Consider the following 12,780-nt stretch of genomic DNA (forward strand, 5'->3'; position numbering starts at 1 on the left):
ATAGCTCGCTTCTTACTTTTCTCTATATTGATTATAAGTTACTTTTCATCCCTGTTCAACGTACAAAGAATCTATATTGACTTAACGGGCAATCTGTTTTAACACAACTGTAGCCAACCCATCGATAAATTCAGGCTGTGCATTGGGCATTTCGGGGCGGTAATAATCAGCCCCAATTTCATCTGTCACCACTTTGCATTCATAGTCGTTATCATAAAGTACTTCTAAGTGGTCTGCGATAAATCCAACCGGAGTATACACGAACGATGTATAGCCTTTTTCTTCGTGCAATTCTCTTGTTAAATCTTGTACGTCCGGACCAATCCATGGTTCTGGCGTATTTCCGGCACTTTGCCAGCCAATTTCATAATGTTCAATACCAGCTGCTTGTGCAATTAAATCCGCTGTTTCTTGAAGCTGATTTGGATATGGATCTCCTGCTGCAATAATTTTTTCCGGCAAGCTATGCGCAGAAACAATCAACACGGCTTTTTGGCGTTTCTTTTCGTCTATTAAATCAAACGTTTGTTTAACACGTGTAGCCCAGTACTGAATGAACTTTGGCTCACTGTACCAGCTTTCTACTGAATGAATGATTGGTCCTCCTAATTTTTCAGCCGTTTCTTTGGCGCGCCCATTATAGGATTTTACGCTAAACGTTGAAAAGTGAGGTGCAAGCACAATGCTCACCGCTTCTTTAATCCCGTCTTTATGCATCGCTTCTACTGCATCTTCAACGAACGGTTCAATATGCTTTAAGCCAAGATACGCTTTAAATTCAATTTCGTCCTGTACTTCATTCAAGCGCTTTTCCAGACTTTCCATTTGCTGTTGCGTAATTTTTGCAAGAGGTGAAATGCCCCCGATTGCTTCGTAGCGGTTTTGTAAATCTTCTAAGGCTTCCGGTGACGGTTTACGTCCGCGGCGGATATGTGTATAGTAACGTTCAATATCTTCTTCTTTATATGGCGTTCCATATGCCATTACAAGTAATCCCATTACTTTTTTACTCATGTGTTCGACACCTCTTTGTTAGATTCAATACTTGTCTTCATTTTGCCATGAATAAAAAGAAAAATTCAAAGTTTAGCGCTCCAAATTATTTGACAATTTATTGTCTATTTGCAGAATATTCATGAATAAAGGTTGTTAAACGCTTTAACGTTTCCGGCTGAACCTGTGGAAAAACGCCGTGCCCCAAGTTAAAGATGTAACCAGGACTGGCCATCCCTTTATCTAATATTTCTGTTACACGTTCTTCAATAACTTCCCATGGAGCTAACAAAATAGCAGGATCTAAGTTTCCTTGCAGCGTTTTTGTTAAGCCTAATGCACGTGCTTCATCCAGCTGCGTTCGCCAATCTAATCCCACTACATCCAGCGGCAGATCATGCCATTCTTTTGCCAAATGACTTGCCCCTACTCCAAACATAATAAGCGGTACATTTTTTTCACGTAAAGAGGTGAAAATTCGCTCCATAACAGGTTTTATAAAGTAACGATAATCCGCTACATTTAAAGCACCTACCCATGAATCAAAGATTTGAATGGCTTTTGCCCCAGCGTCAATTTGCGCTTTTACATATGTAATCGTCATATCTGCTAACTTATCCATTAGTGCAAACCATGCTTTAGGTTCCGTATACATAAATGCTTTTGTTTTATTGTAATTTTTTGAAGGTCCTCCTTCAATCATATAGCTTGCCACTGTAAAAGGGGCACCCGCAAAGCCAATTAGAGGTACGTTTAACTGTTCTGTTGTTAACAGCTTAATCGTATCTAATACATACGGAACATCTTCTTCCGGCGTAATTTCTCCTAGTTTTTCTACATCGCTTAAAGATTGAATTGGATTAGAAATTACAGGACCAATTCCTGACTTGATTTCAACATCCACTCCAATTGAAGGAAGCGGTGACATTATATCTTTATATAAAATAGCTGCATCCACTCCGTACTGTTCAACGGGCAGGCGTGTTACGTATGCCCCAAGCTCCGGCTGATGAGTGATTTCAAATAAAGAGTACTTCTCTTTTAGCTTTCGGTATTCCGGCTGTGAACGCCCTGCTTGGCGCATATACCAAACCGGAACATGATCCGTTTTTTCCCCTCTACAGGCTTTTAAAAAAGTATCGTTAAACGTTCCTTGACTCATAATTTCCACCTTTCTCGATTGTCTTCCATCCGTATTTTCTTCGATTAGACAGACAATAATCAGCAAAGGAACATACCGGTTCCTCTACTGATTAAAGTTTCACGTTATATTCTCTACTTGTCACTATACCCATTTCTTTACGACTTGTATAGCCACCTGCTAAAAATGTCAAAAATTCGCCCTACTCTTCCTTTTTTTATTGAAAAAGAGCAGGTGTTACTTCGTTGGATTTTTTTCCTTTTTGTTTTGTTTGGGAATTGTAAGGAACTACATAATAAGTAGGACTGTCGAGCAGATTCACACGCTCTTTTTCAAATGCTCCTTTTCCCTTCACTTTGCCAATTACTTCGGCTTTATCTCCTTTTTTCTCATAAACATAATAAACAGCTCTTTTATCAGGTGAAGGTGTCCACGATAAATTTACCGTTAGCAAACCAAATGGATGGAATGTTAATTCTTGTTTTAAGTCTTTAACTTGCTCTAAGCGTATTGGTTTTGGCAAATCTTTAACGCCTGCTGGCTTTTGAAATGCAGCTTCGTCGTAACCAGCTCTTGTGAGAATATCTTTAAATAATAGAGTCGGATAAGAACTTCCTTTTGTTAAATAATGCTGGTCATTTGTAGAATCATATCCCATCCACACGCTTCCTACAACATCTGGCGTATATCCAACGAACCAAGCATCCCTTGTGGCTCCTTTAACATTCGTATACGAAGTAGACCCTGTTTTTCCTGCTAACTCTCCTTTAAACTCTCCATTTTTTGCCGTTCCTTCTTTAACAACTCCTTGAAGCATCTTTGTCATATACCAAGCCGTTTGTTTTGAAAATGCTTTGTGAGTGTCGGGAACAGCTTTTGCAATTACTTTTCCGTCTTGATCTTTTATTTCTTGAATAAAGTACGGTTGGATGTTTTCTCCGTTTTCAGCAAATGCCCGGTACGCTCCTGCTAATTGAAGCGGTGTAATGCCTTCCTTTAATCCTCCAAGAGCAATCGCAAGCCCTTTATCTTCTAAAGGAACTCCTAGCTTTGTGAGATACTGCTTACTTGTTTCAACTCCTAGCTGATTCAATGTCCAGACAGCAGCTGCGTTTTTAGAATCTTTTAGGGCATCGTACATCGTTACCTTTTTAGCATATTGACCGTCTACATTTTTAGGTGTGTATCCCCCGTAGCTTCTAAGCTTGTCTTGCAGCAAAGAATAAGGCTTGAATTGACCTTCTTCTAACGCAGGGCCATATACTGCAATAGGTTTCATCGTAGAACCTGGCTGTCTTTTGACATTTACGCGATTGAGCGATTTTTGTACATAATCTCGTCCTCCCATAACAGATAAAACTCCTCCGCTTTTGTTATCCACTAATACAAAAGCACTTTGGGCACTGTTATCTGTACCTGGAAAATAACGATTTTCTTTCATTAACTCGTAGGCGGCTTCTTGTACTTTTGTACTCATCGGTACTTTGACCGTATAACCGCCGCGCAGAAGCTCATTGCTCGAAATGCTGTATTTCTTCTCTGCTTCTTGAATGACCATATCGATATAGGTTAAATACGCTGGGTTTTTAGCCTGTTCCTTTACGTTCAACCCCAGCGTTCTTCCTTGCAAACGGACATTTTTTTCAGCCGATAAATAACCTGCTCTTTGCATGGCATTTAACACAACATTCCTACGTTCTATACTTTTTTCTGGATGTAAAATAGGAGAATAAGAATTCGGTGCTTTTGGCAGTGCAGCGAGCAGTGCACCTTCTTCTACCGTTAATTCGGAGACATCTTTATTGAAGTAAAGCTTGGATGCAGCTTGGATTCCATAGGCTCCGTGTCCAAAGTATATTTGGTTCAAATACATTTCAAGCAGTTTTTGCTTGCTGTAACGCTGCTCCAAGTTAATGGCCACCACTACTTCTTTTGTTTTTCTAAGCAGCGTTTTATCATTAGATAAAAACACATTTTTAGCCAGCTGCTGTGTTAAAGTACTTCCTCCTTCAACACTTCCTCCAGCCAATATATCTCGGTATAATGCTCGACCAATAGATTTAAAATCGATTCCGTGGTGTTCATAAAAACGAACGTCTTCAATTGAAATAAATGCTTGTTGCACATGCTTTGGAATCTTATCAATTGAAACCAAGTCTCGATTTTTCACATAGAGCTTTGTTAATTCATCTCCATTTTCGTCCACTAACCTCGTAGCCGAGTCCATGACAATCTTTTTCTCATCAATTACATAGTTTCCAAGAAACAAGATGATAATATATCCAATCAATCCTAATAGAAAAATTCCAACTAAGGCAGCAATTGCGTATAAGCCTTTTTTGTACATCGTGCCACCCCTTTTCTTTCGCTAAACTTTTGATAATATGGAAAACAACTTCATCAATGTTTTACTTTACCATCTTCATTAGAAGTTCACAATTTTTGAATTTTTGTGTGTGAAATTTTATAATTTTAGTATGATTTACAATTGTAAATTGTATGCAATTCCCAATTAGAAAGGAAGTATAGTCCATGAAGATCTTTATTACTTACGGAACAGGCCCTTACCTTCAGAAGTTGATCGACGAACATCCGAGTGAACGTTTGTTACTGCTTCACAAAGATGACGATCAATTTGCACTAGTTCACGAAACAGATGGAGATACAATTTTTAAAGAAGGACATGCTTATGAGGTATTAGATGCTTCTGGAGATCTTGCAGATAGCGGATTTGCTGTACTAAATAATATTTCAGTTACAGATGAAGGCCGTCCTTTATTTGAACAGCGATTTAGCCAACGAGCTCGTTTAATTGAAAATGAAGAAGGCTTCTCAGCTATTCGTGTGCTTCGTCCACTGCAAAACGACACATACATTATCTTTACAGGATGGAAAGATGAAAGTTCATTTAGCGATTGGCAGTCTTCAAAAGCCTATAATGAAGCACACAAAAAACGCGGTACGTCAGAAGGCGTGGATCAGCAGCCATCGATTTTCTCTCGCCCTTCTTATGTGACCTCATACCACGTAGTTAAATAAGTAAACATCCTCCTAGTAGGCGAGTATCACAATAGGCACAAACGTCATATTGTATACTATATCACCTATTGGGAGGAATTTTTATGGGCATAGAGCTTGGAGCTCTTCATTGGATGTATGTCCTTTTTATCGCCTTCATTATCGGTTTTATGATTATGCGGCGAGATACGAGTATCCTTTGTATACTCGGGATTTTTTTGCTTTCCTTAACGGCTACCTCTTCGTTAAGCCACTCCGTCAGCGCTGTTTTTTCCAGCTTCATTTATGCCATTACAGAACTGCTTCCTACCATTTTAATTATTTCAATTATTGTATCCATGAGTAAAGTCTTAATGGCTACAGGAATAAATGAATCGATGATTTCACCTTTTGCTCGCCTTATTAAAACGCCTGCTCTTGCCTATTGGGTTATTGGATTAGTTATGATGACCATCTCCTATTTTTTCTGGCCTTCTCCAGCCGTTGCTTTACTTGGAGCCGTGCTTTTACCAGTGGCCATCCGCGTAGGGCTTCCAGCTATAGGCGTAGCTGTAGCGATGAATTTATTCGGCCACGGCGTTGCGCTTTCAGGAGACTTTGTTATTCAAGCTGCTCCTAAGATAACAGCTGACGCAGCAGGTCTTCCAGTTCACGAGGTGGTTCAAGCAAGTGTCCCTCTGGTCATCGTGATGGGAGTTGTTACGACACTCTCTGCTTTTTACTTTTTAAAACAAGATATGAAGCACAATAGAATTCACGCTCAACCGACAATGTTAACAAACAGTTCTTCTGTCCAATCCACACCTCTTTCCTCTTCAATACGCCGGGCTTTAGCCATTATAGTTCCCCTTTTCTTTGCTATAGACGTATGGGCAATGTTCGCCCTTCATTTACAGGGAGGAGATGCGACTGCTCTCGTTGGAGGTACAGCTCTATTTATTTTAGTGGTGGTTTCACTTATTGCTCACAAAGGAAAAGGTCTCGAACAAACAACTTCCTACTTGATTGAAGGCTTGCAGTTTGGTTTTAAAGTATTTGGTCCCGTTATTCCAATTGCAGCTTTTTTCTATTTAGGAGATGCTGGATTCACAACAATCATCGGTGACTTTCTTCCGAAAGGATCACATGGACTTGTAAATGACCTAGGCGTTGCGCTTGCTTCCACTGTGCCGTTAACCGCACAGGTCGCCACTGTAACGATAACTGCTCTAGGAGCTATTACCGGATTAGACGGTTCAGGCTTTTCAGGCATTTCACTTGTAGGCTCTGTCTCTCATTTATTTGCATCTGCTTTAGGATCGGGCGCTGCCACCCTAACTGCTTTAGGGCAAATTGCTGCGATTTGGGTTGGAGGAGGCACGTTGATTCCATGGGCATTGATTCCAGCTGCGGCGATTTGCGGAGTCAGTCCGTTTGAACTCGCCAGACGTAATTTAAAACCTGTAGCGATTGGATTAGTCGTTACAACAATTGTCGCGATGTTCTTAGTTTAAACAAAAGCCCCCTTCTTTTTATGAAGGGGGCCATATGTATATATTTTTTACATGCCTTTTGGAAACTCTTTTTCCGCTGAAGGCTTTACATACGCATAAACAAGCGTATAGAAGAAAATGCCTACAATAAGCCACATAAGCCCTAAGCTGTAGCCAGCTAAGACATCTGTTAAAAAATGTTCTCTTAATAGAATACGGCTCACACCTATTAATAAAACAATTAAAGTAATTGCAAGCTGATACCGCTTGGCTACCTTTTGACTGTTCATATGCTTTGTGAGAAAAAAGATAATCAGACCATAAATAAGAATTCCCATCATCGCATGGCCGCTTGGAAAACTGTAGCCTTCGATGCCTTCAAGAGGACGCCCTCGTTCTACCGCATCTTTAACTGCTTTATTAATAATATCACCGCTTAAAATAAATAAAAATGCCGATATCATACCGATATAGTCCTTTTTAAAAAATAAAAAAACGAGAAGTACAGCTAAAAGAACCATAATCATCACTTTTGAAGCTAAAAAAGACAAGCCATGAAAAACAGATGACGCTGACTGAAGAACAGTGCTGTCATCTATAGCTGAAACAAGCCAGTGGTCTCCTTGAAAAGAATCTGTCGACACAACAAACAACACTCCTAAAAAAACGAGACCTGCCCCCCCAAACACCCACATCAATTTTTTGTACAGAGATACAGTTTGTGAATCTACCATATCGTTACCTCCTATTATCTCATGAGAAAATTGGTAAAAAACTCATTCTTTATCCCTATTCCTCATCTTATGTATCTATTATGTATATAAAATATTTCATGATTCAATTACTTTTTTCAATAACAACGCTTACATTCTTTTCTTTTTTATGGATAATGATATAATGATTAAAATGTCAAAAAATTCAAAACTTTATTCAACCTATACAGAAAGGATATGGTCACGTGAATTCCAAGCTACATACTTTACTTGAAGAAAAATTTGATGAAATGGTTCAAGTCCGCCGATATCTGCATCAGTATCCAGAACCGTCTTTTAAAGAATTTCAAACCGCTGCCTACATTCGATCTTTTTATGACAAAATCGGTATTTCTTACCGAGCAAATGTAGGAGGAAACGGCATTGTAGCAAGCATTCAAGGAGGAAAACCTGGTCCTACTGTAGCTTTGAGAGCTGACTTTGATGCCCTTCCTATTCAAGATGAAAAAGATGTACCATATCAATCAACTGTTCCGGGTGTGATGCATGCGTGTGGTCACGATGGTCATACGGCTACTCTTTTAGTCCTTGCTAAAGCGCTTTTTGAAATAAAAGATTCTCTCCCCGGTAAAATCGTCTTCATTCATCAGCACGCTGAAGAGTACGCTCCCGGAGGCGCTAAGTCCATGATTGAAGACGGATGCTTAGACGGTGTAGACGCGATATTCGGAACGCATTTGTGGTCATTAACTCCGACTGGTGTGGTTCAATATCGAACGGGCCCTATTATGGCTGCTGCTGATCGCTTTGAAATTACGATCAAAGGAGCAGGCGGCCACGGTGCACAGCCTCACAAAACAAAAGATTCAATCGTCATCGCCTCTCAGCTTGTTGTTAATTTACAGCAAATTGTAAGCAGACGTGTAAACCCAATTGATTCAGCGGTTGTGAGCATAGGTTCTTTTGTAGCGGAAAATGCATTTAATATTATTGCTGATTCTGCTCGACTAATTGGAACGGTAAGAACATTTAATGAAGATGTACGAAATGACGTCGAAAAAGAAATCGAACGAATTGTCCAAGGTACATGCTTAACAGCTGACGCTTCTTATGAACTGAGTTATACGCGCGGCTATCCTTCCGTCGTCAACCACCCGGAAGAAACGGCCTTTCTTGCTTCTGCTGCTTCTCAAATCGATGAAGTTCATACAGTCGAAGAAACGGAGCCTCACATGACTGGGGAAGATTTCTCTTATTATTTGCAGCATATTAAAGGAACTTTCTTTTTTACAGGAGCTCAGCCAGAAGGTGTAGATGCTCCGTATCCTCATCATCATCCTAAATTTGATTTTAACGAAAAAGCAATGCTTATCGCAGCTAAAACGCTTGGTACGGCTGCTGTTGAGTATTTAAGAGAACAAGCTCCTTCTAAAAACGTAATAAAAGCGAATTAATCATTCAGCAAGCATTCGTACGGATAAGCAGACGAGTGCTTGTTGTTTTATTTCAGGAACCTTTTCCTCACTTAAAACGTAGTATTTATATCGACTGAAATGAGGTGATTTTTTTGAATACGTATGAAGAAAAAGTGTTACAAGAAGCTGAACATTGGAAATTCAGCATGTTGAAACGACCTTCTAAATTTCAACGGACCGCAAAATCTTTACAGCTTAAAATAAATGAAAAAATCCCTGCTAAAGTCCATAAGATTATGACTGAAAGCATAAAAAAAATGGTTGAAACCACGCTTGTTGGATCCGATTTCACTACTAAAAAAAGAGATGTCAGCGGTCTTTCGTTTGAAGAAAAAGAGAAAAAAATTTTGGAGCTCATACCTAAGTACAAAAAAACTGCTGCTGTAGAAGGAGCTGGTACTGGTGCAGGCGGTCTCCTTTTAGGTGCAGCAGATTTCCCGCTTCTTCTTTCCATAAAAATGAAGTGCTTATTTGACATTGCCGCCACGTATGGTTTTGATGTAAAAGAAAAAGAAGAGCGCATTTATATGCTGTATATTTTTCATCTTGCTTTTTGCAGCGATGACCATAGAACGAAGCTGCTCGAAGTAGTAGAAAACTGGGAGGAAAAGAAAGAGGAACTTCTTGAGCTTGATTGGAAAGCTTTTCAACAAGAATACCGCGACTACATTGATGTTGTGAAAATGTTTCAGCTGATGCCGGGAATTGGAGCTGTTGTAGGTGCGTATGCTAATTATCAGCTTCTTGATCATCTTACAAAAGTAGCGATGAACGTCTATCGCTTTCGGATATTATCTTCGTCACAAAAATAGTCTAAAAACGTAAAAAAGCTCCATTCGGAGCTTTTTTTTACGTTAATTTTTTATTTACATATGCATTTATAAATAAGTGAATAAATATAGCACCTGCTGCCACGGAAAGCAGTGCAGCAACTAGATTAGAAAAAGCCACCGCTATGGCGAGCACAAGAATTTGTACATACAGCGCTTTTTTCCATACGTCCAGAAATGCCTTTTTCCTTTCTTTAGCTTCAACTGGATAAAGAGAAAGCCATAAAATCTGTTTGTGCTGCTTCCAAAGCGGGAGCAATTGAAAACCCGTCATGTACACAACAAATAAAACAACCACTATATTGCCGTATTGAAACGGCGCAGCTACAATTAAAAATCCGCCAATGACAGTTAAGCGAACGAGCAAGCTTAAATAATCTCCTGATCGCAAAAATGTTCTGGTGTACAAGTAATGGTAAGTGGCACTTTGACGAAATGGAATACGTGCTACTAACCAATCTAAATATCTACGGCGTTTAATTCGCTCTTTTACCTGAGGAACATCCGTAAATAAATTAGCTAATCGATAAAAATAGCCCATGCGCTTTTCTTCTAAGTCAATTAGCTTTTCCCATTTAATCGGCTTTCTTTTTGTAAGCGACCGATAATAAATGGCTAGCGCAATCATAATTACCGCTACGATTCCTGTAAAGAATGCGTATGCATGCGAAAATAAGAAATACGTAAAAACTGCATTCAAGAAAAACCTGACGATATAATCCGTCCACTTCGCCCACTTTTCTTCAAACCATACGGCCCACCAAGACATGCCTAAGTTTACAACTTTCAAGATGAGTAATAGCAGAAAAAACACAAAAACATTTGAGTAAGAATCATGCATTACCTTTACCTGAAGAGGTGCTGCTGCACCAGTTGCAAATAATAAAATATAAAGCTGAATCGTAAAGGTAAACCAAAAAGATTTTTTAAAATAAGGTTGCAGCTTCGTCTCCAAAGGAAGTAAAAAGACTAAATCAGGTCGTTTTAAAAACGTTTGAATTTGACCCATGGTTAAAATCAATCCCATAAGTATCGCAATCACTACAGCCGAAGGAAACGCCGGTGTTAATGTACTCAACCACTGTTGATAATAGTAGGCCAAACCGCCAATCGCAAAAATTAACACTAATTTAATGTGGTCATTTAAGATATATTTTGTATATCTTCTTATATCCACTAAATACTGCTGAAATCGTTGCTTCCATAATGCATCAATCTTACTCATAGCCTTCTTCCTTTGTTAATTCAATATAAATTTCATCAAGAGTAGCATTGCGCATTTGAAATTCTTCTTGAAGGTCTTTAAGCGTTCCTTGCGCTCTTACTTCTCCGTTATGTAAAATAACAAATTTATCGCAGTAGCGTTCCGCGGTCGCCAAAATGTGTGTGGACATTAAAATGCCTGCACCTTGCTTTTTCATATCCGTCATCAAATCAAGTAAAGATTGAATACCAAGCGGGTCTAACCCTAAAAAAGGTTCATCAATAATATAAAGAGATGGCTGAACCAAAAAAGCGCACATAATCATAACCTTCTGCTTCATTCCTTTTGAAAAATGCGCAGGGAACCATTTTAACTTCCGGTCTAAACGAAATTCTTTTAAAAGCGGCTGCAGACGGGCTTCATATGTTTGAGGCTCAAGTCCATAAGCCATAGCTGTCATATCTAAATGTTCTTTTAATGTTAGTTCATCGTATAGCACAGGAGTTTCTGGAATAAATGTAAACTGACTTCGATAACCTGTTGGGTCTTGTTGAAAGGTTTTATTATTAATGGATACACTTCCTTTTTTTGCTTCCATTAATCCAATGATATGTTTAATCGTTGTACTTTTGCCGGCTCCGTTTAAGCCGATTAATCCAACTAATTCACCTGCATTTACATCAAACGATACATCTTTTAAGACGGGAGTTTTTGTATATCCCCCTGTAATATTATTAATTTGCAATAAAGAACCCATCATGATCTCCTTTTATTTGTTCTTTTTTGTCTCCAAGCGCAAGCGCTATTTGCTCTATTGTACCAAATCTTTTTCTTCCTCACATCGTTTTCAATTTTTTTCGGTTAATTTTTCCAGAATATAATCAAAATATCGGGACATTCTATATAGGGAAGAAGGAAAACAAGTTATTGATTACAACTAATCATTACAAAGCTTCTTACATTTGGGATGAGGTGTCTACAGCAGGCATATTTCAGAAAACCTTATTGTAAATCGATGTATGTTTGATTCATAAGGGGATGGTAGTCATGAACGTAGTAAGAATATATATAATGGGTAGACAATAATGTTCATTTATTACTGTGTAAATGAGGTGTTTGTCAAAGACCAAGAACGATTTCGTTCACATTGTATATTTTTTTAGCTCAATGCTTAAATGAGGTGTTTGTTAAAGAGAATATACTTTTTCAAGTTACTGTGTCATTAGGCAATGCAATTACGTAAATGAGGTGTTCCTTAAAGATCATATGCTGCATTAAAAGCTATTTTTTCCTTCTTCACATAACGGGATGCATAATCGTTTGCATCCTGTTTTTGTGTATAAAATGCCAGCAGCTATTTCTTGCCTGCTGATTGCATTTCTACTTTGTGGTAAAATAAACGTACATGTATACCCATACATTTATATTAGTAACGGAAGGTGAACATAATGAGCACACATGATGAAAACTGTATTTTTTGCAAAATTATTCGCGGTGAAATTCCAGGTGCAAAAGTATTTGAAAATGAACATGTATTAGCTTTTTTAGACATTAGTCAAGTAACAAAAGGTCATACGCTGGTGATTCCAAAAGTACATAAAAAAGACATTCACGAACTAACGCCGGAAATTGCGCGCAATTTGTTTGAAGTGGTTCCTCAAATCGCAAATGCAATTAAAGAAACATACAGCCCAATCGGCTTAAACATCTTAAATAATAATGGTGAAAAAGCTGGTCAATCCGTGTTTCATTATCATATGCACATTATTCCTCGCTATGGGGAAGGCGATGGATTCGGTGCTGTATGGAAAGAGCATACAAGCGAATACACGCCTGAAAAACTTCAAGAAATCGCTGGCAATATTTCTTCTCGCCTTTCTTGAAACAAAAAAAGCTTACACATGTAAGCTTTTTTTGTTTTATCTATTCATTTA

11 protein-coding genes are annotated in these 12,780 nt (G+C 38.6%); 5 read left to right on the forward strand and 6 right to left on the reverse strand.

The features are described 5' to 3' along the window. Positions 1-81 precede the first annotated feature (81 nt). From hemH to ACFX4E_RS23515, 3 genes are all read right to left on the reverse strand, one after another. Complete coding sequence (gene hemH, locus ACFX4E_RS23505; RefSeq protein ID WP_028410285.1) at positions 82-1,014, reverse strand: ferrochelatase; 933 nt, start codon at positions 1,012-1,014, stop codon at positions 82-84. Between the two features lie 97 nt (positions 1,015-1,111). Continuing rightward, positions 1,112-2,155: a uroporphyrinogen decarboxylase gene (gene hemE / locus ACFX4E_RS23510; RefSeq protein WP_013055329.1), complete on the reverse strand. Its 1,044-nt coding sequence runs from the start codon at positions 2,153-2,155 to the stop codon at positions 1,112-1,114. A gap of 196 nt (positions 2,156-2,351) precedes the next feature. Beyond that, positions 2,352-4,481, reverse strand: coding sequence for a transglycosylase domain-containing protein (locus ACFX4E_RS23515; RefSeq protein ID WP_377238626.1), 2,130 nt, complete (start codon positions 4,479-4,481; stop codon positions 2,352-2,354). A 185-nt stretch (positions 4,482-4,666) separates the two neighbouring features. Here ACFX4E_RS23515 and ACFX4E_RS23520 point away from each other — a divergent pair, with 185 nt between their 5' ends. Together ACFX4E_RS23520 and ACFX4E_RS23525 are read left to right on the forward strand one after the other, a co-directional pair. Continuing rightward, complete coding sequence (locus tag ACFX4E_RS23520) at positions 4,667-5,173, forward strand: antibiotic biosynthesis monooxygenase family protein (protein ID WP_025751398.1); 507 nt, start codon at positions 4,667-4,669, stop codon at positions 5,171-5,173. A gap of 83 nt (positions 5,174-5,256) precedes the next feature. After that, positions 5,257-6,645: a hypothetical protein gene (locus ACFX4E_RS23525; RefSeq protein ID WP_098579352.1), complete on the forward strand. Its 1,389-nt coding sequence runs from the start codon at positions 5,257-5,259 to the stop codon at positions 6,643-6,645. 47 nt (positions 6,646-6,692) lie between these two features. Here the strand turns inward: ACFX4E_RS23525 and ACFX4E_RS23530 are convergent, their stop codons facing one another. Further along, positions 6,693-7,358, reverse strand: coding sequence for a phosphatase PAP2 family protein (locus ACFX4E_RS23530; RefSeq protein ID WP_097825009.1), 666 nt, complete (start codon positions 7,356-7,358; stop codon positions 6,693-6,695). Positions 7,359-7,582: 224 nt separating this feature from the next. Between ACFX4E_RS23530 and ACFX4E_RS23535 the strand changes: the two genes are divergently transcribed. Next, positions 7,583-8,791 carry a M20 family metallopeptidase gene (locus tag ACFX4E_RS23535; RefSeq protein WP_098334697.1) on the forward strand — a complete coding sequence of 403 codons (1,209 nt, stop codon included), beginning with the start codon at positions 7,583-7,585 and terminating at the stop codon, positions 8,789-8,791. Positions 8,792-8,904: 113 nt separating this feature from the next. Beyond that, positions 8,905-9,624, forward strand: a complete 720-nt coding sequence (locus ACFX4E_RS23540) for an EcsC family protein (protein WP_028410280.1) — start codon at positions 8,905-8,907, stop codon at positions 9,622-9,624. Positions 9,625-9,661: 37 nt separating this feature from the next. Here the strand turns inward: ACFX4E_RS23540 and ACFX4E_RS23545 are convergent, their stop codons facing one another. Beyond that, positions 9,662-10,867: an ABC transporter permease gene (locus tag ACFX4E_RS23545; protein WP_028410279.1), complete on the reverse strand. Its 1,206-nt coding sequence runs from the start codon at positions 10,865-10,867 to the stop codon at positions 9,662-9,664. Further along, complete coding sequence (locus tag ACFX4E_RS23550; RefSeq protein ID WP_013055321.1) at positions 10,860-11,603, reverse strand: ABC transporter ATP-binding protein; 744 nt, start codon at positions 11,601-11,603, stop codon at positions 10,860-10,862. The genes ACFX4E_RS23545 and ACFX4E_RS23550 overlap by 8 nt, the downstream gene beginning before the upstream one ends. A gap of 691 nt (positions 11,604-12,294) precedes the next feature. Here ACFX4E_RS23550 and ACFX4E_RS23555 point away from each other — a divergent pair. Then, positions 12,295-12,729, forward strand: a complete 435-nt coding sequence (locus ACFX4E_RS23555) for an HIT family protein (RefSeq protein ID WP_014461670.1) — start codon at positions 12,295-12,297, stop codon at positions 12,727-12,729. The last annotated feature ends 51 nt before the right edge of the window (positions 12,730-12,780 follow it).

Source organism: Priestia sp. YIM B13491, from assembly GCF_042787605.1.
Taxonomy (GTDB): Bacteria; Bacillota; Bacilli; order Bacillales; family Bacillaceae_H; genus Priestia; species Priestia megaterium_E.